General features: G+C 71.3%; 19 protein-coding genes and 1 pseudogene. 6 read left to right on the forward strand and 14 right to left on the reverse strand.

The annotated features are described in order from the left end of the window. From BGM09_RS00020 to BGM09_RS00075, 12 genes and pseudogenes are all read right to left on the reverse strand, one after another. A pseudogene (locus tag BGM09_RS00020) lies at window positions 1-344 on the reverse strand (hypothetical protein); the annotation flags it as partial. Between the two features lie 13 nt (window positions 345-357). Then, window positions 358-1,263, reverse strand: a complete 906-nt coding sequence (locus BGM09_RS00025; RefSeq protein WP_188279217.1) for a phosphate ABC transporter ATP-binding protein — start codon at window positions 1,261-1,263, stop codon at window positions 358-360. 155 nt (window positions 1,264-1,418) lie between these two features. Continuing rightward, the gene (locus BGM09_RS00030; protein ID WP_188279218.1) at window positions 1,419-2,345 is read right to left on the reverse strand and encodes a sortase; all 927 of its coding nucleotides are present in this window, start codon (window positions 2,343-2,345) and stop codon (window positions 1,419-1,421) included. Between the two features lie 203 nt (window positions 2,346-2,548). After that, entirely contained in the window at window positions 2,549-4,000 is a 1,452-nt protein-coding gene (locus BGM09_RS00035) for a hypothetical protein (RefSeq protein ID WP_188279219.1), read from the reverse strand. A 199-nt stretch (window positions 4,001-4,199) separates the two neighbouring features. Further along, complete coding sequence (locus tag BGM09_RS00040; RefSeq protein ID WP_188279220.1) at window positions 4,200-5,321, reverse strand: hypothetical protein; 1,122 nt, start codon at window positions 5,319-5,321, stop codon at window positions 4,200-4,202. Window positions 5,322-5,442: 121 nt separating this feature from the next. Then, window positions 5,443-6,552: a hypothetical protein gene (locus BGM09_RS00045; protein WP_223186102.1), complete on the reverse strand. Its 1,110-nt coding sequence runs from the start codon at window positions 6,550-6,552 to the stop codon at window positions 5,443-5,445. A 218-nt stretch (window positions 6,553-6,770) separates the two neighbouring features. Next, window positions 6,771-9,224, reverse strand: coding sequence for a hypothetical protein (locus tag BGM09_RS00050; RefSeq protein WP_188279222.1), 2,454 nt, complete (start codon window positions 9,222-9,224; stop codon window positions 6,771-6,773). After that, window positions 9,211-10,965 (reverse strand): phosphate ABC transporter substrate-binding protein PstS, encoded by a 1,755-nt coding sequence (locus BGM09_RS00055; RefSeq protein ID WP_317452463.1) that lies wholly within the window; start codon window positions 10,963-10,965, stop codon window positions 9,211-9,213. The genes BGM09_RS00050 and BGM09_RS00055 overlap by 14 nt, the downstream gene beginning before the upstream one ends. Beyond that, the gene (pstA, locus tag BGM09_RS00060; RefSeq protein WP_188279223.1) at window positions 10,962-12,371 is read right to left on the reverse strand and encodes a phosphate ABC transporter permease PstA; all 1,410 of its coding nucleotides are present in this window, start codon (window positions 12,369-12,371) and stop codon (window positions 10,962-10,964) included. The genes BGM09_RS00055 and pstA overlap by 4 nt, the downstream gene beginning before the upstream one ends. Window positions 12,372-12,471: 100 nt before the next feature. Beyond that, entirely contained in the window at window positions 12,472-13,500 is a 1,029-nt protein-coding gene (gene pstC, locus BGM09_RS00065) for a phosphate ABC transporter permease subunit PstC (RefSeq protein WP_188279418.1), read from the reverse strand. Between the two features lie 245 nt (window positions 13,501-13,745). Beyond that, entirely contained in the window at window positions 13,746-14,027 is a 282-nt protein-coding gene (locus BGM09_RS00070; RefSeq protein WP_188279224.1) for a hypothetical protein, read from the reverse strand. A 345-nt stretch (window positions 14,028-14,372) separates the two neighbouring features. Beyond that, complete coding sequence (locus BGM09_RS00075; protein ID WP_188279225.1) at window positions 14,373-15,068, reverse strand: PH domain-containing protein; 696 nt, start codon at window positions 15,066-15,068, stop codon at window positions 14,373-14,375. 634 nt (window positions 15,069-15,702) lie between these two features. Between BGM09_RS00075 and deoC the strand changes: the two genes are divergently transcribed. Genes deoC through BGM09_RS00090 form a run of 3 tightly spaced genes read left to right on the forward strand, consistent with a single transcriptional unit; the run spans window position 15,703 to window position 18,984 of the window. Then, window positions 15,703-16,647, forward strand: coding sequence for a deoxyribose-phosphate aldolase (deoC, locus tag BGM09_RS00080; protein WP_223186104.1), 945 nt, complete (start codon window positions 15,703-15,705; stop codon window positions 16,645-16,647). A gap of 5 nt (window positions 16,648-16,652) precedes the next feature. Continuing rightward, window positions 16,653-18,119 carry an aldehyde dehydrogenase family protein gene (locus BGM09_RS00085; protein ID WP_188279226.1) on the forward strand — a complete coding sequence of 489 codons (1,467 nt, stop codon included), beginning with the start codon at window positions 16,653-16,655 and terminating at the stop codon, window positions 18,117-18,119. Beyond that, the gene (locus tag BGM09_RS00090) at window positions 18,112-18,984 is read left to right on the forward strand and encodes an aldehyde dehydrogenase family protein (RefSeq protein ID WP_188279227.1); all 873 of its coding nucleotides are present in this window, start codon (window positions 18,112-18,114) and stop codon (window positions 18,982-18,984) included. Before BGM09_RS00085 ends, BGM09_RS00090 begins: the two co-directional genes overlap by 8 nt. A 76-nt stretch (window positions 18,985-19,060) precedes the next feature. Here the strand turns inward: BGM09_RS00090 and BGM09_RS00095 are convergent, their stop codons facing one another. Next, the gene (locus BGM09_RS00095) at window positions 19,061-19,441 is read right to left on the reverse strand and encodes a hypothetical protein (RefSeq protein ID WP_223186105.1); all 381 of its coding nucleotides are present in this window, start codon (window positions 19,439-19,441) and stop codon (window positions 19,061-19,063) included. 114 nt (window positions 19,442-19,555) lie between these two features. On the opposite strand from BGM09_RS00095, the gene BGM09_RS00100 reads away from it, so the two are divergent. Further along, window positions 19,556-20,200: an ATP-binding protein gene (locus BGM09_RS00100; RefSeq protein ID WP_317452464.1), complete on the forward strand. Its 645-nt coding sequence runs from the start codon at window positions 19,556-19,558 to the stop codon at window positions 20,198-20,200. 213 nt (window positions 20,201-20,413) lie between these two features. Here BGM09_RS00100 and BGM09_RS00105 read toward each other — a convergent pair whose 3' ends face one another. Beyond that, window positions 20,414-21,241 (reverse strand): SigE family RNA polymerase sigma factor, encoded by an 828-nt coding sequence (locus BGM09_RS00105; RefSeq protein ID WP_188279230.1) that lies wholly within the window; start codon window positions 21,239-21,241, stop codon window positions 20,414-20,416. A gap of 284 nt (window positions 21,242-21,525) precedes the next feature. On the opposite strand from BGM09_RS00105, the gene BGM09_RS00110 reads away from it, so the two are divergent. After that, window positions 21,526-22,203, forward strand: a complete 678-nt coding sequence (locus BGM09_RS00110; protein ID WP_188279231.1) for a response regulator — start codon at window positions 21,526-21,528, stop codon at window positions 22,201-22,203. A gap of 122 nt (window positions 22,204-22,325) precedes the next feature. After that, window positions 22,326-23,894: a sensor histidine kinase gene (locus BGM09_RS00115; protein WP_188279420.1), complete on the forward strand. Its 1,569-nt coding sequence runs from the start codon at window positions 22,326-22,328 to the stop codon at window positions 23,892-23,894. Window positions 23,895-23,944: the final 50 nt, after the last annotated feature.

The following is a 23,944-nucleotide window of genomic DNA, read 5'->3' on the forward strand; positions in this document are numbered from 1 at the left end:
GGCGGCGCGCTCGTACGGGAGGGGACGGCGGAGGGCCCGGCTCCCTTCGCGGCCTTCGCGTTCCCGGTCGGCGGCGGGAAGGCCGGTGGGGTGCTCGCGGCCGGATCGGCGTACGGACGCGGCCGGTTGGCGTCCCCGGCCGCTGACGTGGCGGACGGGTCGGGCGCGGTGGGCGCGGTGAGCACGGACGGCCGCTGTACGGGGACGCGCGGACGGTCCGCGGCGGCCGGCGGGGTGTGCGCCGCCGGGTGGGCGCACGAGGTCAGGACCGCGGTCAGCGCGGTGGCCGCGGTCAGCAGCGCGGGTACGCACGGGCGGCGCCGGGGGCTGCGGCGAGGTCGCACGGGGCGCCGCCGCTCAGCCGAACCGGCCGTTGACGTAGTCCGAAGTGCGTGGGTCCTGCGGGCGGTTGAACATGTCGTCGGTCGGGCCGTGCTCCACGATGACGCCGGGCGTGCCCTGTTCGGCGAGGAAGAAGGCGCAGGAGTCCGAGACGCGCGCGGCCTGCTGCATGTTGTGGGTGACGATGACGATGGTCACGTCGTCGGACAGCTCCCCGATGGTCTGCTCGATGCGCCGCGTGGAGGTCGGGTCGAGCGCGGAGCACGGCTCGTCCATCAGCAGCACGCGCGGCCGTACCGCCAACGACCGGGCGATGCACAGGCGTTGCTGCTGCCCGCCGGACAAGGCGCCGCCGGGCTGCCGCAGCCGGTCGCGTACTTCCTTCCAGAGTCCGGCCTTGGTCAGGCACTCCTCGACCAGGTCGTCGCGGTCGCCGCGCCCGGCCTTGACGCCGTTCATCTTCAGTCCGGCCAGCACGTTGTCGTAGATCGACATCGCGGGGAACGGGTTCGGCTTCTGGAAGACCATGCCGATCTCGCGGCGGGCGTGGGTGATCCGGCGGCCCCGGTCGTAGATGTCCTCGCCGTCGAGCAGGACCTGCCCGGCGAGCGAGGCGGTGCCGATCAGTTCGTGCATGCGGTTGAGGATGCGCAGGAAGGTGGACTTGCCGCAGCCGGAGGGGCCGATCAGCGCGGTGACGCGCTGCGCGGGCATGGTGAGCGACACCCGGTCGAGCACCTTGTGGTCGCCGAACCAGGCCGACACCTCACGGGCGTCGAGGGAGGCGGAACGGGAGACGGAACGGGAATCGGAGCGGGAGTCGGTGCGGGAATCGGTGCGGGAATCGGTGCGGGAGTCGCCGCCGGCCGGCGGGTCGCCGGGGACGGGCGGCAGTACGACGGTCTCGTCAGTCGCTGACATCGTGTTCCTCATATGCGTCGGGTATGCGTCGGGGCGGTTCGTGGCGGCCTCGGTCCGGAAGCGGCTCAAGCGGTCCGGTACCAGGCGGTCCGGTACAAAGCGGTCCGGTACCAGGCGGTCCGGTCGCCGCCACGCCGGTCCCGAGTACGCCGGTCTCACAGCAGGTTGGGCAGCAGGCGGGTGGCCTCGCCGGACAGGGCGACCACGACGGCGGCGAGCACGGGGACCGCGCAGATCCACGTCTGCCAGCGCCCCCAGCGGCGGTAGGCCCAGGTGACGGCGACCGCGACGAGCAGCAGCCCCTGCGTCCACAGCAGGATCGGCAGCCAGGCGGCCGGGTCACCGGCCAGCGGCTGCTCGGCCGACGAGATGCCGCCGCCCGCGGCCGGGCCCGGCTGGACGTCGCTGACCAGTTCCGCGTCCACCCGCAGCACGCCGTGCGGGGTGTAGAGGCCGCCGGTCGCGGTCATCAGGATCAGTCGGCCCTGCCCGGTGCCGGGCAGCGTCGGCGCCGGGTCGCCCGCGTGCCGCACTCCGGTCACCTGGTACCGCTGCTGACCCTGGCCCGTCGTGACGGTGATCGGGTCACCGGCCTTCAGCTCGTCGATGTGGTTGAACGGGCTGCCGTAGCCCCACTGCCGGCCCATCACGATGCTGGTGCCCGGCTGGCCCGGCAGCGGGGTGTCCCTGCGGTGCCCAGGACCCGACCTGAGCACACCGGACGTCGTGCCCTGGAAGACGACCTCCTTGAGGCCGATCGCCTTGATGTGCAGCACCGCGACCGGCGAACCCAGCGGCACGGGCTCGCCCTTGTCGTCCAGGCGTCCCACCGGGGCCGTGCCCTTGGCGAGTTGGGCGCGCAGGTCGGCGTAACCGGTCTGCTGGGCGCGGGCGTGCTCGACGTGGCCGAGCAGCGTGAGATTGACGACGAATCCGAGCAGCAGCGCGGCCAGCAGGGTCAGCGCCGCGCCCGGAATGACGAACCAGGCGGCGGGCCGCAGTTCGGCCGCCCGCCCTTGCTGCGGCTCGGCCGGTTCCGGCGGCGGCCCGGCGGCCTCGCGGGACGGTGACAGTACGGCCACGGGTGGCGCTCCTTCGCGTGCGTGCGTTTCGCTGACGTGCTCGGACTGGGGGTCGGCGCCGCGGTCTCGTACGCGACCCCAACGGCGGCCCCAACGGCGGTCGTGGGGGCCGGTCGTACGGCGGCAGTACGGCCGGTCGCCGGGCGGAGGACGGTCGGAACCGCCCGCCGCCCGGCGTACCGCGTACCGCGTACCGCGTACGGTCAGTCGCGCGGCGTGGGACCGAAGGTGAGCAACTTGCCGTCCCTGCGCACCCGGTACGCGGCATAGCCGCCGCCGGTCACCATCAGGAACGCCAGCACGCTCAGCGGGACGACACCGGTGGCTCCGGTGGCCGCCAGCGGACCGTTGTTGCCGCCGGAGCCGCCCGACGTACCGGACGAACCGCCGCTGGACAGACCGCCGTTGGACGCGCCGCCGTCGGTCGACGTACCTCCGCCGTCCGCGCCGCCGGTGTCGGTGGGCGTGTCCGTGGGGGTGTCGGTCGGGGTGTCCGTGGGCTCGTCGGTCGGCGTGCCGGTCGGATCGTCGGTCGGCGAGGCGCCCGCGCCGACCTTGAACGCGAACGTCTGCTTGATGCCGCTGGTCGCGCCGGTCAGTACCAGCGAGTGGCTGCCGTCGGCGAGGTCGGCGGGCAGGGTCACCGCGTAGTTGGTGATCTTGCCGTTGTTGTCGGCGGTCGCGTCGTCGGCCGCCGGGGACCCGTCGAGCGCGAAGGCGATCTTCTCGCCGTTCCCGCCCGTGGGGCCCGGCAGGAACCCCTCCGCGGTGACCTTGATCTGCTGGCCCTTGGTGAGCGCCGGGGTGTCGTGCAGTTCGGTCCCGGATTCGTCGAGCACGGTCAGGTCGGGCTCGGCCACCACGGGATACGACACCCCGTTCTGGCTGGCGGCGAACTTGAGCGGGTCGCTGGGCGTGAACTCCGCCGAGAGCGCGATGACGGAGGGGTTGCCGATCCCTGGGATGCTCGCCGTCGCCACGCCGTTGACCAGCGGAATCATGTTCCCGCCGGTGACGGGCACGGCGCCCTGCTTGAAGGTGACCGTGCCTTCCGCGGTGTCCGGCGTGACGGTCGCCTTGAGGGTGATCTTCTTGTCCGCCACGGCCCGGCCCGCCGGGTCGACGGTGAGAGCGACGGAGGTCGACGTCGGCGGGGTGACCGTCTTCACCGCCCAGTCGGAGCCGGTGATCTCGATGAACGTGGTGAAGGTCGGCAGGTCCGCGGCGGACTGGTCGGCGGACTTGCAGACCACGTCGATCGGATAGGTGCCGTCGGCGAGGTCCACGCTCGAGGCGTCGAACGCGGAGCTGACCGACCGGAGGATCGTGCCGTTGCCCCCAGAGGCCGGGAGCTGCGCGGTGATGGGGGCGGTCGAGAACGGGGCGCCGTTGGTCAAGTGGGTCGCCAGGAGCGACTCCGCGCCGTCGAGGACGATGTACACGCTCACGGCGTCCTGGTAGTTCGTGGGGCATGCCTGGTCGACCGAGACCGACGTGAAGGCCGGGGAGTCGTCGACGGTGCCGGCGGCGGGTGACAGCGTCACGTTCCCGGCCAGATCCGCGTTCGCGGTCCCCGCGGTGGTGAGGACCAGGGCCCCGGTGCCCAGGACCAGTGCGAGCACGCTCAGCAGCGCCGCGTGCATTCTTCGTTTCATGTCTCCTCGTCCCCTCGGGGATATGCGTCGGTCGTACGTGTCGTACGTGTCGTGTGTGTCCTGCGTGTCGTGCGTGTCCTGCGTGTCGTACGTGTCCTGCGGTGGTCACCTGCCGGTTCCGCCGTGTCACGGCGGCAGCCGGGCATCTGGACGATGCCCGGCCGGTGGTACGTCTGTGCTGGTCAGCGCTGTTTCGCGGTCACTTCGTGGTGAAGGTGAAGGAGACCTGGACGAAGCTGCACAGACCGGTGAGGGTCAGGGTGTGGGAGCCGCGGGCGATCAGCTTCGGCACCGTCAGGTCGTAGCCGGTGACCGAGCCCTGCGCGTCGGTCGCCACCGGGGCGAAGAGCGCGAGGGCGTTGGACACGAACGGCAGCACCTGCTCCTGGCTCTGCGGCAGGAAGCCCTGCGCGGAGACCTTGATGTGCTGTCCCGGGGTCAACTGCGGGCTGTTCCCCAGGGCGTTGCCGTCCGCGTCGGTCACCGTGACCGACGGCGCGTTGACGAACGAGTAGCTGAGGACCGAGTAGTCCTGCGCGTAGGCGAGTTGGTCGGCGGGGATGAAGACCGCGATGTAACTGCGGACGTTCGGCGCGGTGTTGGCCGGCGGCTGGAAGGTGGCCACGCCGTTGACGACCGGCACCGGGGTGTCGTACACGGTGACGCCGTTGTCCGCCTCGAACTGCACGGCTCCGGGCACGCCGCCCGCGACCTTCGCGGTGAGCGTGAAGGGCTTGCCGACCTGGACGTGGTTGGCCGGGGCGGCGCTGAGCCTGACGCTGGTGGCGACCGGGGCGGCGTGGCCCGACACCTGCCAGGTGTCACCGGTCACGTCGATGAAGCCGGTGAACGTCGGGTGCTCGGGGAAGTTCGCCCGGTCGGCGTTCGCGCAGGTCACGTGGATCGGGTACGTGCCGTCCGCCACCGGGACACTGGCGACGTCGAAGGCGGTGGCGATCGACCGGACGATGGTGCCGTTGCCCGACGCCTCCGGGACCTGAGCCGCGACCGGGGCCTTGGTGTACGGGGCGCCGCTGGTCAGGTGGGAGGCCAGGAGCGACTCCCGGCCGTCCGGGACCACGAGCGACACCGTGAGGGCGTCCTGGTAGTTCGCCGGGCACGCCTTGTCGACCGACACCCGCGCAAACGGCGAGTCGTCGTCGATGCCGGTGCCGCGCGCGGTGAGGGTGACCGTGCCCGAAGTCGCCTTCGCGGTACCGGTGGTGGCGCCGGCGGTGCCCGCCCCCGCGAGCAGCGCGCCCGTGCCCATGCCCAGTGCGAGCGCGCCGACCAGAACGCCGCGCAGTCTTCGTCTCGTCATTGTTTTCTCTCCCCCTGAAGGAGTCCGGTGTGTACGTGGCACCGCGTCGCGGTGCCGGGAGCGGCCGGGCGCCCACGAGGGACGCCCGGCCCGGCGGACGGTGGTCCGCCGCTGTGACGGGTCAGACGAGGTCGCGGCTGACCAGCGTGGTCGCGTTGCCGCAGTTGGCGTCGGTGCCGAAGCCGTACTTGTTGATCACCGTGGTGGTGGAGTCGTACTTGGCGGTGCAGACCTTGGAGGCGCTGCCGACGAAGGTGTTCTTGATGAGCGTCTCGCCGGTGACCCGGCTGTCCGGGATGACGTTGTAGACCTCACGCGTGACCGGGAACGCGGTGTTCAGGTTCCCGCTCGCGTTCAGCGGCGCGGTGGAGTTGACGGTCTTGAGCACCGCGCCGTTGCGACGGTCGGTCACGCCCGGCAGGGAGCGGCCCTGCGCGATGTGCTGGGCGATCGAGAACGGCATGAGGTCGTTCGGGCCCTGGAGGGCGCTGCCGTTGTGCTCCTGGACGGCGGCGCCGTTCGCGGCGGTGTCCTTGACGCAGGACGGCAGGGTGGTGGCGTTGAAGCCCAGCGTCGAGGCCCAGAACTTGCGGGTGCCGGAACCGGCCTGCGGCACCAGCGGGTGGACGGTGACGCCGCCGATGGTCGGGTACGTGCCGGCCGGCAGCGGGTTGCCCGCCGTGTCCAGGCAGTTGTAGGCCCGGGTGAGGTCGGAGGTGGCCTTCTGGGCGTTCGTCAGGGAGGAACCGCCGGCCAGGTAGGTGAAGTTGGCGGGCAGGCTGGTGGTGGTCGCCGTCGCCGCCGTCACCGCGTCCACGGCGAACGGGATGAAGGTGAACTGGCCCGTGGCGTTGGGCGTGGAGGAGGAACGGGCGAAGTCGATGCAGTGGCTGCCGGCCGCGATGTCGGCGCGCAGCGCGTTGACACCGGCGCCCGAGCCGTCGGGGCGGGTGACCGACGCACAGGTGGTGTCCCGCGTCGAGATCGTGGAGGAACCGGTGGCGTCGTAGGACGCGATCAGGTTGCCGTCCGAGGAACCGGTCGGGTTCGGGTCGGCGATCTTGTTGCCCAGGCCGTTGAGCACGTCCTGCGTGGTGTCGGAGCCGACCGCGACGAGCGTGCGGTGGACACCGGCCGCCGGGTCGGCCTGAGCCGTACCGGCCACGATGGTGACGCCGAGGGTCGCGGTACCGACCACGATCGCCGCCCGCTTGGCGAATTTCACGTTCACTGTATTTCCTCCGAGTTGATGCGGATGGAATTTCCAGACGTGTGACACGCAAGGAGAATTTATAATTCCCCCCAAAAGACCTGACCTGTCGGTCCGGCCATGAATTATCCTGCCGATCGCTTCAAGAAGTGGCAACCAAAATTACCGCCCCGTGAAAGTGAACAACGGGTATTCCAAATTCTCTTTTATTTTCCTTCCAAGGGGCGCCCAAGTACCCGTCACACCGGTTTCCTGCCGCGGACGACGCCCGCGCGCATCAGCAGGGGTCCGGCCAGGGAACCCGCGATGCCCGCGATGAGGACGATCAGCAGCACCCAGCGGATGGCGCCGAGAATCGCCTGGGGGGTGGTGCCGCCGGTCTGGGCGACGTTGCTGACGGGGGGTGAGGCGGCGGGTCCTGCGGTGGAGCCCTTGGTCGTACCGGCCGCGGGGGCCGACGACGAAGGGGACGCGGGCGGTGCGCCGCCCGGACCCGGTCCCCCGCCGGCCGCACCGTTGTTGGCGCCGCCGCCCGTACCGCCGCCGGCCGTTCCCATGCCGCCGGAACCGGAGCCGGAGCCGCCGCTGGAGGACGTGTCACCCGGTCCCGTGGCCGGGGGCACACCGGCGAGCAGCGCGGACGCGGCCGTGAGTGCCTGTTCGCGCAGGGTGGCGGTCAGGGGCGCGTAGCCGAGCGGCAACAGGCCGAAGCCGATGCCCTGTTGCTGGCCGGAGCCCGCCGCGTAACGGATCAGCGCGGCGTAGGTCTTGCGGTCGGCGGCGTCCAGCGAGGTGGAGGCGGCGGCGTAGGTGACGGTGGTGAGCGGGTAGGCGCCCGGTGTCTTCAGGGACGGGTCCGCGTTCAGGACGCCCGGGGCCTTGCCCGCCTTCATCCCGTTCACCGCCTTGGTCATCGAGTCGACCGTCGGGGCGACGAACTGGCCGTCGGCGTTGAGGAGTTCGGCGGTGCCGAGCCGGTAGCGGGCGGCGCTGGCCGCGTCGGTCAGACCCATGATGAAGTTCGAGCCGGCCGGCTGCGTCTCGGCCTTCGTCAGCGCCGGGGGCGTGGACGTGGGGTTGAAGCCGGTGATGCCGCCGTTGTTGGCCTTGCGGACCGTCCTGGCGTCATCGCTCAGACCGCTGCCGTACGGATTCACGCCGACGGCCGTCAGCCGGATGTCGGGGAAGCGGCTGTCGGGCGCCCACACCGTGGGGTCCGGCTTGTCGAAGCCGGACGGCGGGGTACTGACCGGTTCCAGCTCCAGGAAATACGGATTGATGACCGTGCCCCACGGGTCGGGCTTTCCGGAAAGGAAGCTCCGCGCGTCGGGGTCGGAGAGCAGCCATTTCCACAACTGCCCGGCCGAATCGCTCGCGCCCTGCGGGACCCCGATACCGAATCCGCAGGAACTGCCTACGGGGTAGGGGACACCGGCGTTGAGTTGCGCGAATTCGGGGTCGCGCTCGATACCGAACGGGTTCTTCGCGGGAAGTCTGCCGCGGGGGAAGTCGTTGCCCGGCAGGTCGCACTGGTAGGACTCGGTGAGCATCTTCGCCACGAGCCGCGCGTTCAGCCGTATCCGGGGCACCTGTTGGGACGATCCGGCCACCTGGACGCTGTAGCCGATGACGAGTCCGGAGACCGCCACCGGCGCGTGGACGACCGGTGCCGTGTCCGGCTGGGGCAGCACCGGGTTCTCGATGAAGGCGAGTCCGGCCGAGCCCGTGCCGGGGCTGGTGACCTGCGTACGGGAGAAGTCCTCGAGCTGCGGAACGTATCCGTAGGTGACCTTCTGCGAGGTGCACAGGGTCGGCGCCCAGGAGCTCATCGCCTCGAAGATCATCTCGGAGCCGATGGTGGGCTGTTCGTCCTGGCCGATCGGGCAGGGCGAGTCGGTCGGGGCGAAGTCGAGCCGGAACACGATGCGTTGGGCCCAGTTCCCCGCGGACAGCGGGGAGCTGATCAGCCCGTTGGGCGGCGGCGCCTCTGAGCCGTCGGGTTCGTGGGTGCCGCGGGGCACGACCACGAGCCAGCACGGCTCGGGCGCCTGACCGGTCTTCGCCACCGTGCCGCACCCCAGGATCGGCGAGGTGTCCGCGTCCTCGGCCTGGAAGATCGTCTGGCCGCTGCCGTCGACGCCCGTCGTGGCGAGATCCTGCTCATTGGTCGCGTACTGCGTGAAGAACTGGTTGACGTCGGTCGAACTGGCGCCCTTCACCGTGGTGAAGGGCACGGTGCGCCGCTCCGGTTCCAGCGGGTCCAGATTGCCCACGCTCCGCCCGACGTTGAGGACGCCCGTGTTCGGCGGCGGGTTCCCGTACTCGCACTGCTCCGGGGTCGGGCCGGTCGCCGCGTCACCCCAGCACTGCATGAGCTGGAGGTAGTTGCCCGCGTTGTTGGGTGAACTCTTCACCCCGCCCGCCCACGAGACCTTCAGCCCCTGCGTGCGCAGCTTGCTGGTCTGCTCGACCGTCACCTTCAGGTCCGAGAAGTCGTCGTAGGGTCCCTTGGTTCCGGACTTGGTGACGGCGGAGCCGGTGTCCGTGCCGGTGTCCGCCTGGGCCTGGCCGCCGCCCGCCGACGGCGGCAGCAGGGTCAGGCCGACGGCGGCGAGCGTCGCGGTGAGGAGCGCGCCGAGGCGGACCGACAGGACGCGGCCTCGGGCGGCTGTGGGGTGGTTACGCGCGGCCATCACGCCTCCCGTTCCTGGTCAGCCGCCTGGCGAGGGTGGGCGGGGCGAGGACGACCAGCAGCAGCGCCAGGGCGGAGAGCCCCATGAGCCAGGTCCGCATGCCCCAGAAGGTCTCGTTGCCGACGCCGACGCTGGAGGCGACGATGTCCTGGTTGCCGCCGGTGCCGCCGGAGTCGCCCGCGGGCAGTCCGGTGTCGGGGTCGACGTTCTGGCCGGTGCCGCCCGTGGCGGTCGTACCGCCGGTGGTGGCGCCGCCCGTACCGCCTGTGGTGCCGCCGGACGCGGTGCCCGTACCGCCGGTCGCGCCCGCCGCGGTGCCGGACGAGCCGCCGTTCGTACCGCCGGAACCGCCCTTGCCGCCACCGGAGTTGGAGCCGTTGGAGCCGCCGCCGTTGGAGCCGCCCGCCCGCGGCTTGACCGAGGTGGGCTGCTTGGACGCGCCGCCCGTGCCGTCGGAGCACTGCTGCGTGCCCTGCCGGTCGCACGCCTTGGGGAACGGCGCGTTCTTGGCCAGGGTGTTGGTGCCGTCACTGGAGAAGGTCGGATTGTGGCAGCCCGCCAGATTGATGGTCTGGGCCTGCACACCGGGGACGCGTTTGAGCTGGTCGAATCCGGCCTGTACGAGATTCTTCGGCAGTGGCGAGAAGCCCAACGGCTGTGCCTGCGACTGCCCTTGGCACAGGAAGTAGTAGCCGAACGCGCCGAGCGTTCTGCCCTTGTCCTCGGTCAGCGGCGAGTCCAGCGAGGTCGGCAGGATCATGTAGCTGTAGCTGGACAGCGGATACGTCCGCGCGTCCTGGTACGCGTAGACCTTGTCGAGGATCTGCGTCAGATACTGCGAGGAGTTCTCGTCCTGGTTGATCTGCGCCTGCGTCAGCGCCACGGCGACGTTGGAGGCGGTGGGCTCGGTGTAGTAGCCCTTGGCGTTGAGCACCTTGGCGACCGGGAAGCCGGTGGTGACCGCGTAGGAGTACTCGACGTAGGTGATGGCGCCCTCGGCGTAGTTCTGCCGGGTGTAGCCGGACACGCCGAGCGAGCCGGACTGGGCGATGAAGCCGGAGCCGGGGATCACCGGGTAGTACGACGTCAGGCCGCACGGGGTGGGCTTGTTGGCGCGCTTGCAGTAGTCGTTCCACACCGCGCCCTGCTGCTTGGACATCCACAGCGAGAACTGGGCGGTGGTGCCCGAGCCGTCGGAGCGCACCACCGGGATGATCTTGCGGGCCGGGAGGGTGAGGCCGGGGTTGTCGGCGGCGATCTGCCGGTCGGACCAGTTGGTGATCTTCCCGGTGAAGATCTTGGCGACCGTGCTGCCGCTCAGCCGCAGATTGGTGACCCGCTTGCCGCCGATCTTCAGGTTGTACATGAAGGCCGTGCCGCCCGCGACGATCGGCATGTACGCGTAGCCGCGCTTGGGCGGAGGTTCACGCACCCCGAACTCGGTCATGCCGTAAGGGATTTCGGACACGGCGAAGTCGACGGTGCCGTTGGTGAACTGCTGGCGGCCGTCGGACGAGCCGCTGCCCGTGTAGTCGACGGTCATCCCGTACTTCTTGACGCTCGCCCGCCACTGGTCGACGGCGTTCTGGCTCCAGGTCGAGCCGGCGCCGCTGATCCTCGCGTACGAGTCGGCCTTGGCCGGCGGTGCCTGGCCGAGGAACAGCAGCGAGATCAGCAGTGCGGCCATCGCCGCCGCTGCCGCCCTTGCCGCCCTGAGGCCCGTCCAGCCGATCCTCTTCACGATCCGTCAACTCCCTGTGCAGGTTGGATTGTTGTCGTGCGGAAGGCCGGGGCGGCCGACGCCGGCGAGTAGCCGTCGCGCGCCGCGGCGCGCTCGGTGAAGCGGCGCGTGTCCCGGCGGGAGGCGACGACCCTGCGGTGGGTGCCGCGCCTGCTCAACTGGCCCGCGTCGCGCCCGCCGAGGACCCGGGCGAGCGCGAAGAGCACCAGGACGAGCACCAGCAGCACCGACGCCGCGCCGAACCCGCGGGCGATCATGGTGGGTTGGGGGGACTTCACGAACTCGAAGGTCGCCAGGGGCAGCGAGACCATCGGGTTCTGCGAGGGGTCGTAGTTGGTGCTCGCGCCGAAGCCCGCCGTCAGCAGGACGGGTGAGGTCTCGCCGATGCCGCGGGCGGTGCCGAGGATGACCGCGGTGGTCAGCCCCGACCGGGCGGTGGGCAGCACCACATGCCACACGGTCCGCCAGCGCGGCGACCCCAGCGCGTACGACGCCTCGCGCAGGGTGCCGGGCACCAGCCGGATCACCACGTCGGAGGCGCGGATGATGATCGGCAGCATCATCACGGAGATGGCCAGCGACGCCGCGAAGCCCGACTTGGGGACGTTCAGCGCGAGGATCACGGTGGCGTAGATGAACAGACCGGCCACGATCGACGGCAGCGCGGTCATCGCCTCGACGACCGTGCGGACGAAACGCGCGTAGCGTCCGGGCACTTCGTTGAGGAACACCGCGCACAGCAGCCCCGCCGGGACGGTGAGGACCAGGGCGATGCCGATCTCGATCAGCGTGCCGACCACCGCGTGCTTGATGCCGCCCGCGCTCAGCGGGTCGAGCGGCCCGGTGACCGACATGTCCTGGGTGAAGAAGTTCAGGTGCGGTATCGCCCTGCGGCCGGACCACAGCGTGTAGACGACGACGAACAGCAGCGCGACCAGCAGCAGCACCGCGATGCTGTGGACCACGGCGGAGGCGATCTTGTCGCGCACCACCGGGCCGTCCTCGTCGAAGGAGACCAGCAGCGCGTACAGCGCGAGGAAGAGCGCGTACCAGAAGACGACGAAGCCGAGGGCCCCGCTGAAGGGGGCGATCCTGGCGAAGAACAGCCAGGTGAGGGAGAGGGAGGCGGCTGCCGAGCCGAACAGTCCGAGCAGGTCGGTCTGGCGGACGGTGGAGGTGGAGCGCCGCCGTTCCGCTGCCGCGGGGGCCGGGGCGGGGATGACGGTGCCGGTGCCGGTGCCGGTGCCGGGTGCCCTATTGGCCGGGTGCGCCGGGGCCGGGTGCGCCGGGGCCGTGGCGGGCGCCGTGGGATCGACGGCCTCCAGCTCTACGGTGTCCGGCCCGGCCGTACCGGTCCCGGCGGATTCCGGCGCCGTGGTGACGGAGTCCGGTGCGTCCGTGGTCATACGAGGGGGTCTCCTGGTTCCGCCGATCGCTCGGCCTACGGCGTGCGTGCGGCTGACGGCCGCGGGCTGACGGTGGGTCGGCGGCTCGGCTGGTGGGCGGCTACTCGGCGGTGGCGCCGGACCGGCTGCGGGCGACGATCGACGAAGCGGCGAAGTTGACCACCAGCGTCATGAGGAAGAGGGCCAGACCCGCGGCCATCAGCGCGGACATGCCCAGCGGGCTGGCCTCGCCGTACCGCAGCGCGATCAGCGACGAGACGGAGCTGGTGCCGCTCTGGAGGATGTGCGGCTGGATGACGAAGATCGGCGAGATGACCAGGTAGACGCCGATGGTCTCGCCGAGCGCGCGGCCCAGGCCGAGCATGGTGCCGCCGATCATGCCGCCCATGCCGTACGGCAGGACGACCGAGCGGATCATGCCCCAGCGGGTGGCGCCCAGCGCGTACGCGCCCTCCCGCTCCCCCACCGGGGCCTGCGAGAACACCTCGCGGATGATCGAGCAGATGATCGGGGTGACCATCATGGCCACGACGATTCCGGCGACGAAGGTGGACGCGGTGTAGACGGTCGCGGTGGCGAGCGGGTCGTGCGGGTCGGCGCCGTCCACGTGGAAGAGCGGGATCCAGCCGAAGTACGTCGACAGCCAGCGGGCCAGGCCGATCACCTTGCCCTGGAGGAAGAACAGCCCCCACAGGCCGTAGACCACCGACGGCACGGCGGCCATCAGGTCCACGGTGCTGACCAGCGTGCGGCGCAGCCTGGCGGGGGCGTACTCCGAGATGTACAGCGCCGTGCCGATCGCCATCGGCACCGCGATGACGATGGCGACCGCCGCGATCAGCACCGTGCCGATGATGACCGCCGCGATGCCGAAGTGCCCGGCGTCCGGGTCCCATTCGGCGGTGGTCAGGAACGCCGGAACGCCGACCTTGCGCAGCGCCTGCCACGCCCGGTACAGCAGGAATCCGCCGACCAGCAGCATCACGACGAGCACCAGGCTGCCGCCGCCGCGCGCCACTCCCCTGAACACCCGGTCGGGCAGTCCCGAGTCGGCGTGCAGCCGTCGGGCGCTGTCGGCCCCGGGCCCGTCACCCTTGTCCGGCTCGCCGGTTCTGGCCAGTGTTCGCATCGTCACGCATTGACGCTCATGGTCCGCGATGGCCGCATTCGCAAGCCGATGTGAACGACAGCACCCGTAGAGGCAACTTCGGTTTCCGTACGGAATCACGTGCGCCGTACAGCCGTACGGGGCGGGGGGTGGGGGCACGGGCGGCTCTGCCGGGAAACACGGCGGCCACGTCCCGCCGCGCGTCGGCGCGGCACGGAACGTGGCCGTTGAGTTCTTCGCTTGAGTTCTTCGATTGAGTTCTTCGATCAGCTCGCGTCGTCCCAGGGCACGGAATCGGCGGCGCCGAGCCCGAGCAGTGTCAGGCGGAACCGGTCGTACGCGGCCTGGCACGTCGAGTGCCGCTCGTACGCCCGCGCCGACACGGCCTGCACACGACCGTCACTGTCCCGTAACCGCCAGATCCAGCCATTGGACTCGGCGGCGTGCTGCACTCCCCCCGCCAGTCCCTCCGCGCTCTCGCACAGCCCCTCGAAGGACGCCCTGCACGCGGCGTCGTCCGGATACGCGTTCGCCCCGAGAGCGATCACCCGACCGTTGTTCGCCGTCAGTCGCCACGAGTGCCACCCGTTCTCGTCGATGTCGATCTGACACCGTGTCCCCACCACACTGGCCCCACCGATCTCTCCTGCCATCTGCCGCAACCCCACCCCTGATGACCACTTTGTCGCCCCACGTCGAGGAAGGCCGCACGCGCGGTAGATCGTGCGGCACGGGCAATGTATGTGGCCTCAGATAATTGAGGGTTGTCTCACAGGTTGCCCACGGCATCCTTCACCACGAAGTTGCCCCTTGTTCATGGACGGTCGCTAGGGGTGACGTTTCGAAGGATGCACTACGCCGCGCGGGTGCCTCGGGGTGCCTCGGGGGAAGGGTCAGCCGCCGATGGCGAGGAGGACGACGAGGACGACGAAGCCGGCGACGGCCGGGGCGATGACCTCGTAGGCCCAGCGGATCTCGGGCCGCGGGGGCTCGGAGCCGTCGTCGGCGCCGTGCCGCTCCTTGAGCTCGCGCAGTTCGTGAATGGCCTGGTCGGAGGGCGAACGGAAGGCGGCGTCGCCGTCGACCGGGAGGCCGGGGCGCGGCTTGCGGCGCGCGGGCGCGCCGAAGGGGTCGTCGCCCGCCGCCCTGGCGCGCATCTGCTGCTTGGTCGCGCGCTTGCGCGCGCGCAGCGAGACCGGAATCGCCCAGATCTGGTACTTCCTGCCGCCCGCGTACAGCTCGTTCGAGAACGACGCGCGCAGCGACTCGACGCCGGCCCACGCCACCGAGATCGTCCTGAACGGGTTGCGGACCTTGAGCCGCTGCTCGCCCGCATAGACGGCGGGGCGCAAGGTGAACGCCACGATCAGCGGGATCGCCAGCAGCAGTGACGCCAGTGCCAGCCACGGCGCGTGGCCCTTGCCGTGCACCACGGCGTCGCCGCCCAGCCACAGCGCGAGCACCAGCAGCAGCACACCGGCGCACAATCCGGCCACCGAGCGGTAGGCCCGGTCGGGGTACTGCGGCGTCTGGCCTGCCGGGTCGGGCGTGGTGGCCTGCGCGGCCGGGCGGTCGTGGTGGCTCGTCATAATCCCCGATTCTGCCCCACCGAGCCGCTGCCCTCAGCCCCGCCCCTATTGCGTTCCCGCATCTTTCCCAGGAGCTGACCCGCCCCGCCAGGGGCGCGAGGAACTGCGCGAGCAACCCACCACCGGCCGGTGCCCCGGCAACAACCGAACTGCCCCGCCGGGACGGGTGGTGACCCTGGGCACCCCCCCAGGAGCTGACACGCCCCGCCAGGGGCGCGAGGAACCGCGCGGCCCGCCCCCACCGGCCGGTGGCCCGGCAACAACCGAACCGCCCCGCCGGGACCGGCAGTGACCCGCGGGAGCACCGTGGCCGAGCGCGCAGTTCCCCGCGCCCCCAAAAAAACCGGCCCGCCCCGCCAGGGGCGCGAGGAACCGCGCGGCCAGCCCCCACCGGCCGGTGGCCGGGACACCACCGAACCGCCCCGCCGGGACCGGCGGTGACCCGCGCGGAGCGCCCCGGCCCCCGGAGGAGGCGGCCCGGGTCGCACCCGGAAGCGTCGGGGAACCCTCCCCCGGAGGGGGGGTGGCGGGTTGCTACGCGCGTAGATATGCTGAGGTGGTGACCATGTCTTCGCCGCCGCCCACGCCGGTAGTCCCCGCCTATGATCCCGATGCCGCGCGCCGTACGGCGACGATGTCGGACGTGACCGCTTCGGACAGCGCGCTGCGCCGCTTCCTGCACGGACTGCCGGGGGTGGACGCGGTGGGCCTGGAAGGGCGGGCGGCGTCGCTCGGCACGCGGTCGGTCAAGACGACGGCGAAGGCGTACGCCATCGACCTGGCGATCTCGATGATCGACCTGACGACGCTGGAGGGCGCGGACACGCGCGGCAAGGTCCGGGCGCTGTGCGCGAAGGGCGTGCGTCCGGACCCGACCGACCGGACGACCCCGCAGGTCGCGGCGATCTGCGTGTACCCGGACATGGTGGCGACGGCCAAAGAGGCCCTGGGCGACTCCGGCGTGCACGTCGCCTCGGTGGCGACGGCCTTCCCGGCCGGCCGGGTCGCGCGCGGCGTCAAGCTGGCCGACACCGCCGACGCGGTCGCGGCCGGCGCGGACGAGATCGACATGGTGATCGACCGCGGCGCGTTCCTGTCCGGCCGCTACATGGACGTCTTCGAGGAGATCCGTGCCGTCAAGGAGGCGTGCGCCCGCCCCGACGGCGAGAGCGCCGCCCACCTGAAGGTGATCTTCGAGAACGGCGAGCTGGCGACGTACGACAACATCCGCCGCTGCTCCTGGCTGGCGATGCTGGCGGGCGCGGACTTCATCAAGACCTCGACCGGCAAGGTCGCGGTCAACGCGACCCCCGCGAACACCCTGCTCATGCTGGAGGCGGTCCGCGACTTCCGCGCGGCCGTCGGCGTACAGGTCGGAGTGAAGCCCGCGGGCGGCATCAGGACCTCCAAGGACGCCGTCAAGTACCTGGTGATGGTCAACGAGACGCTCGGCGACGACTGGCTGTCCCCCGACTGGTTCCGCTTCGGCGCCTCCAGCCTGCTCAACGATCTGCTGATGCAGCGTCAAAAGCTCAGCACCGGCCGGTACTCCGGTCCCGATTACGTGACGGTGGACTAGTAACCATGACCGACCAGAAATTCGCGTACGCGCCCGCGCCCGAGTCGCGGGCGGTCGTCGACATCGCGCCCTCCTACGGCCTGTTCATCGACGGCGAGTTCACCGACGCCGCAGACGGCACCGTCTTCAAGTCCGTCTCGCCGTCCAGCGAGGAAGTCCTCGCCGAGGTCGCCCGCGCGGGCGAGGCGGACGTGGACCGCGCGGTGAAGGCGGCCCGCAAGGCGTTCGAGAAGTGGTCCGCGCTGCCGGGCGCCGAGCGCGGCAAGTACCTCTTCAGGATCGCCCGCATCATCCAGGAGCGCTCCCGCGAGCTGGCGGTGCTGGAGTCGCTGGACAACGGCAAGCCGATCCGCGAGACCCGCGACGTCGACCTCCCGCTGGTCGCCGCGCACTTCTTCTACTACGCGGGCTGGGCCGACAAGCTGGCGTACGCGGTCACCGGGCGGAGCCCGAAATCAGGCACGAGCGGCCCCGACCCGCGCCCGCTCGGCGTGGCCGGCCAGGTCATCCCGTGGAATTTCCCGCTGCTGATGCTGGCCTGGAAGATCGCCCCGGCGCTGGCCGCGGGCAACACGGTGGTGCTCAAGCCCGCCGAGACCACCCCGCTGTCCGCGCTGTTCTTCGCCGACGTCTGCCGCCAGGCGGGCCTCCCGCGCGGTGTCGTCAACATCCTGACGGGGTACGGGGACGCGGGCGCGGCCCTGGTCGCGCACGAGGGCGTGGACAAGGTCGCCTTCACCGGCTCCACCGGGGTCGGCAAGGCCATCGCCCGTACGGTCGCGGGCACGGACAAGAAGGTCACGCTGGAACTGGGCGGCAAGGCGGCGAACATCGTCTTCGACGACGCCCCGATCGACCAGGCCGTCGAGGGCATCGTCAACGGCATCTTCTTCAACCAGGGCCATGTCTGCTGCGCGGGCTCCCGGCTGCTGGTCCAGGAGTCGGTGCAGGACGAGGTGCTCGACGCGCTCAAGCGCCGGATGGCGACGCTGCGGGTCGGCGACCCGCTGGACAAGAACACCGACATCGGCGCGATCAACTCCGCCGAGCAGTTGGCCCGGATCACCGCGCTGGCGAAGGCCGGTGAGGAGGAGGGCGCCGAGCGCTGGGCCCCGGCGTGCGAACTGCCCGACGCCGGTTACTGGTTCGCGCCGACGCTGTTCACCGGCGTCACCCAGGCACACCGCATCGCCCGCGAGGAGATCTTCGGCCCGGTCCTGTCGGTGCTGACCTTCCGCACCCCGGCCGAGGCGGTCGAGAAGGCCAACAACACCCCGTACGGCCTGTCCGCGGGCATCTGGACCGAGAAGGGCTCGCGCATCCTGTCGATGGCGAACAAGCTCCGGGCCGGTGTGGTGTGGGCGAACACGTTCAACAAGTTCGATCCGGCCTCCCCCTTCGGCGGCTACAAGGAGTCCGGTTACGGCCGCGAGGGCGGCCGGCACGGCCTGGAGGGGTATCTCGATGTCTGACCAGCAGCAGCGTTTGAGCGTGTTCAAGACCTACAAACTGTACGTCGGGGGCAAATTCCCCCGCAGTGAGAGCGGTCGGGTGTACGAGGTGACGGACTCCAAGGGCGGCACCTGGCTGGCCAACGCGCCGCAGGCGTCCCGCAAGGACGCGCGGGACGCGGTCGTCGCCGCCCGCAAGGCCGTGTCCGGCTGGTCGGGCGCGACCGCGTACAACCGCGGACAGGTGCTCTACCGCGTCGCGGAGATGCTGGAGGGGCGGCGCGAGCAGTTCGTCCGCGAGGTCGCGGAGGCCGAGGGGCTCTCCAAGGCGAAGGCCGGGGCCGCCGTCGACGCCGCCGTCGACCGCTGGGTCTGGTACGCGGGCTGGACCGACAAGATCGCCCAGGTGGTAGGGGGCGCCAACCAGGTGGCCGGTCCTTACTTCAACCTCTCGACGCCCGAGCCGACCGGTGTGGTCGCCGTCCTGGCTCCCCAGGACTCGTCCCTCCTCGGCCTCGTCTCGGTCCTCGCCCCGGTGATCGCCACCGGCAACACCGCCGTGGTCATCGCCTCCGAGCGCGCGCCGCTGCCCGCGCTCTCCCTCGGCGAAGTCCTCGCCACCTCCGACGTGCCGGGCGGCGTCGTCAACATCCTCTCCGGCCGCACCTCCGAGATCGCCGCGCCCCTCGCCGCCCACCAGGACGTCAACGGCCTCGACCTCACCGGCGCCGGCCCGGACCTCGCCACCGAGTTGGAGCGGTCCGCGGCCGACAACTTGAAGCGGGTGCGCCGTCCGGCGCGGGAGGACTGGGCCGCGGACCCCGGCCTCTCCCGCCTCACCGCGTGGCTTGAGACCAAAACGGTCTGGCACCCCATCGGCGCCTGACGGTTCCACCGTAGGGGCGCTGCGCAAGGTGGACGCACAGGGGCCGCGCCCCCAAAAACACGCCCAGCGCAGCGCGTCAGTGCGGGAGGAGGCCCGTCACAGGTCCCACCAGGGGAAGCGTGCCGAGGGAGCCGCCGTTCGTGAGGGGAGACGTCACGGCCGAGGTGGAGACCGGGTGAAAATCGGCGACCTGGGAGCCGATGGCGTTGTCGAGCGGGTCGACACCGGTGTTGCTCAGCGGATCGATCGTGAGATCGCGGACGGGGGCGACGCCCGCGCCGAGGGCGCCGGTGACGTACTGGGTGGGGAGCGCGGAGGTGACGTCGGACGTCGGGAGGGCGTCGGTGGCGCTCTGGGCCGCCGCGAGGGGATCGGCGGCGGCGGCACCGGCCGGTACGACGACGGCTGCCGCGGCGGCGGTGAGGGTCAGGGCGAGGGCGGTACGGAGCGAGGGCATGGACCGGTTCCTGTCGACGGGGGTCTTCATGGCGCAGCGTAACGCAATGACCGCACAGGGTAGTTGTCCTACGGCGGGTCGTCCCCCGGCCGGGATACGGGACAATTGTTCTCCGTGAGTTCATCCCCGGTGTCGCTTCGCTCCCGCGTGATCCTGCTGACCGGCCCCTCGGGGTCCGGCAAATCGTCCCTGGCCACCCGTGCCGGACTGCCGGTGCTGGCCCTCGACGACTTCTACAAGGCGTGCGACGACCCGACGCTGCCCGCCCTGCCCAGCGGCGCGGGCACCGACTGGGACGCCCCGGGTTCGTGGAACGCGGACGCGGCGCTCGCGGCCGTGGCCGCGCTCTGCGCGGACGGCGCCGCCGACACCCCGGTCTACGACATCGCGACGAGTTCGGTCACCGGCCGTACCCGCCTCGATCTCGGCGGCGCGCCCCTCTTCGTCGCCGAAGGCATCTTCGCCGCCGAGATCGCCGGGCGCTGCCGGGAGCTGGGGCTGCTCGCGGACGCGCTGTGCCTGCGCGGACGCCCGTCGACGACCGCGCGCCGGCGGTTCGTACGGGATCTGCGCGAGGGGCGGAAGTCGGTGCCGTTCCTGGTCCGCAGGGGCTGGAACCTCATGCGCGCGGAACGCGCGATCGTGGCCCGCCAGACCGCTCTCGGCTGCCACCCCTGCGGCCGTGCCGAGGCGCTGGAACGTATCGCCGCGGCCGTCACCCCCGAACCCTCGCGGCCCCGCGTCCCGGCCGAGGCGTAGCGCCGAAGAGGCCGCCAGTACGGCAGCGGACGTACGACGGGGCCGGACGGCATTCCCCTGGCCGTCCGGCCCCGCTCCCCCGTACCCCCCGGTACCCCCCCCGTTTCCCCCCTGCTCCCCCGTGTCCCCCCCGACCGGCCCCCGTACCGGCGTGTGGAAATCCTTGGCCCGGGTCAGAGCCCGATCAGGCCCCGGTCAGACCCCGGACGGCCCTCAGGCGACCAGTTCGCCGAAGGCGTCCTCCTCGTCGCGGCCGAAGCTCAGGGCCTCGTCGTCGCGCATGCGGCGCAGGGAGCGCCAGATGCTGCTCTTGACGGTGCCGACGCTGATCCCCAGGATGTCGGCGATCTCGGGGTCGGTGCGGCCCTCGTAGTAACGGAGCACCAGCATGGTGCGCTGCTGCTCGGGCAGCCGGGCGAGCGCCTGCCACAGGACGGCGCGCAGTTCGGTGCCGCCCATCTCGTCGGTGTCGCCGACCGTCTCGGGCAGCTCCTCCGTCGGGTACTCGCTGAGCTTGCGCCGCCGCCAGGCGCTGATGTGCAGATTGGTCATGGTGCGCCGCAGGTAGCCGCCGACGGCCGCCTTGTCGCTGATCCGGTCCCAGGCCCGGTAGGTGGAGAACAGGGCGCTCTGGAGCAGGTCCTCGGCCGCGAAGCGGTCCCCGGTGAGGTGGTAAGCGGTCGCGTAGAGCGAGGCGCGGCGCTCCTGTACGTAGGCGGTGAAGGCCGCTTCGGCCTCGGCCTGCGCCGGGGTGCGGGCGGCGCCGCCGTCGAAGGTGCCGGACGGCTGGTCGGTGGTGGTCGCGGACTGTACGGGCTTCGCCTGGTGCTCGGCGCCGCCGTCGACCGCCGCCATGAACGGCGGGCGGTGCCGGGCGCTCGCCGGGTACGAGGTGGCGCGTACGGCGCCGCGGACGTACCCCCGTCCGTTCGCGGCGCCGGACTTCTCCGTGGTGCGGACGGCGCAGGTCCCCGTGGAGTGCGCCGAGTGCGTGTGCGTCGCATGAACCGCGGTGTCGGTGGTGATGTGCAGTGTGTTCATGTCCCGCCCCCGTCGTTGGAACCTGATGCGTGGTCTTCGGCGTCGCATCCGGTACGGCGTGCGCTCTTCCGATGTGACAACAGACTGCCGGGCCAGTTTCATGACGCTGTCCGCCGAGTGTCACAGGCCCGTCACAGAGGCCGCGCGCCGTGTGACCGGCCGGTCGGCCGAAGCGCCGCACCGCCGGTCAGCAGGTCACGGGCAGGTCACGCGGACAGGGTCATGTCAGGGCAGAAGGTCCCCGCACTTCATGCGGGCGCCGTGGTTAGGCAACAATGACCGGCGTGCCTTTCCTGTTGCTTATCGAGGATGACGACGCCATCCGTACGGGTCTCGAACTCGGCCTGTCCCGTCAGGGTCACCGCGTGGTGGCCGCTGCGACGGGCGAGGACGGCCTGAAGCTGCTCAAGGAGCAGCGCCCCGACCTGATCGTGCTGGACGTGATGCTGCCGGGGATCGACGGGTTCGAGGTGTGCCGGCGCATCCGCCGTACCGACCAGCTCCCGATCATCCTGCTCACCGCGCGCAGCGACGACATCGACGTGGTGGTGGGGCTGGAGTCCGGGGCCGACGACTATGTGATCAAGCCGGTGCAGCCGCGGGTGCTCGACGCCCGCATCCGGGCGGTGCTGCGCCGCGGCGAGCGGGACAGCACCGACTCCGCGGCCTTCGGCGCGATCGTCATCGACCGCAGTGCCATGACGGTGACGAAGGACGGCGAGGATCTTCAGCTCACGCCGACCGAGCTGCGCCTGCTGCTCGAACTGAGCCGCAGGCCGGGACAGGCGCTGTCCCGGCAGCAGTTGCTGCGTCTGGTGTGGGAGCACGACTACCTCGGTGACTCGCGTCTCGTCGACGCGTGTGTGCAGCGGCTGCGCGCCAAGATCGAGGACGTGCCGTCGTCACCGACCCTGATCCGTACGGTCAGAGGCGTGGGATACCGCCTGGACACGCCCCAGTGACATCGGAGTTCGGCGGCGGGCGGAGCGGGACCGAAGGGCACGACGGGGACCACGACCGGGGCCGGGACCACGACCGGGACCAAGACCGGGACCAGGACCGGGGCTGGAACTGGTCGCCGGGCATGGTGCGTTGGACGAGTCTGCGGCTGCGCCTGGTCGCGGTCTTCGCGGCCGTCGCGCTGACGGCCGCCGTCTCCGTCTCCGGCATCGCGTACTGGCTCAACCGCGACGCGGTGCTGACCCGCGCGCAGAACAGCGTGCTGAACGACTTCCGTGACTCCTTGCAGCGCAACGCGGCCTCGCTGCCGGTCTCGCCGACCTGCGAGTCGCTGAACACGGCGGCGGGCCGGATCGGCGGACCCGACACGTACCAGGTGGTGCTGATCGACACGACGCGGGACAACGCGCCGTGCGCCGCGCCCTCCAACCGGGACGTGTTCACGCTGGACGACGTGCCCGCGCAGTTGCAGCGGGCGGTCAACACCCCGGACACCAAGGACCACAACCGCTACCACCTGCGGTGGATGCGGATCTCGTTGCAGGGCCGCCCGTATCTGGTGGCGGGCGCGCGGATCAACGACGACGGCGCGACCGGCTACATGCTCAAGTCGCTGGACGCGGAGCGCAAGGACCTCAACTCCCTTGCCTGGTCGCTGGGGATCGCGACCCTGCTCGCGCTGGTCGGCGCCGCGCTGCTCGCCCAGGCGGCGGGCTCGACGGTGCTGCGTCCGGTGCGGCGGCTCGGTGAGGCGGCGCAACGGCTCGGCGAAGGCCATCTGGACACCCGGCTCAAGGTGTCGGGCACCGATGAACTCGCCGAGATGTCACGGACGTTCAACAGCGCGGCCGAGGCGTTGGAGAGCCGTGTCGAGGAGTTGAGCGCGCGGGAGGCGGCCAGCCGCCGTTTCGTGGCCGACATGTCCCACGAGCTGCGCACCCCGCTGACGGCCATCACGGCGGTCACCGATGTGCTGGAGGACGAGGCGGAGGCGCTGGACCCGATGATCGCCCCGGCGGTACGGCTGGTGGTCAGCGAGACGCGGCGGCTGAACGAGTTGGTGGAGACGTTGATGGAGGTCACCCGCTTCGACGCGGGGACCGCGAAGCTGCGGGTCGACGAGGTCGACGTCGCGGACATGGTGATGGCCTGCATGGACGCCAGGGCGTGGGTCGACTCGGTCGAACTGGACGCGCCGCGCGGCCTGCTGGCCACCCTGGACCCGCGACGGCTGGATGTGATCATGGCGAATCTGATCGGGAACGCGCTCAAGCACGGCGGTTCCCCGGTCCGGGTCAGCCTGCGCGTGGAAGGGGGGACGGCAGGCGATACGGGCGGCGACGTCGTCATCGCGGTCTCCGATCACGGCCCCGGCATCCCCGAGGACGTACTCCCGCACGTTTTCGACCGCTTCTACAAGGCCGACGCCTCGCGGGCCCGCTCCGAGGGCAGCGGCCTCGGCCTGTCGATCGCGATGGAGAACGCGCACATCCACGGCGGTGACATCACGGCGGCCAACGCCCCGGGCGGCGGCGCGGTCTTCACCCTGCGGCTGCCGGTCAGGCCGCGCACCGACGAGGACGATGACGACGCGGACGACGCGGACGACGCGGACGGCGACGGGGGCGCGAACGGCTCGGGCGCCACGGGTGCCACGGGCACCCCGCACGGGTCCGGCGGTGACGCGCGATGAGACACCGCCCGACGGGATACGGCCTGATGAACCACCGCTCGATGAACCGC

Source organism: Streptomyces sp. CBMA29, assembly GCF_014596445.1.
Taxonomy (GTDB): domain Bacteria; phylum Actinomycetota; class Actinomycetes; order Streptomycetales; family Streptomycetaceae; genus Actinacidiphila.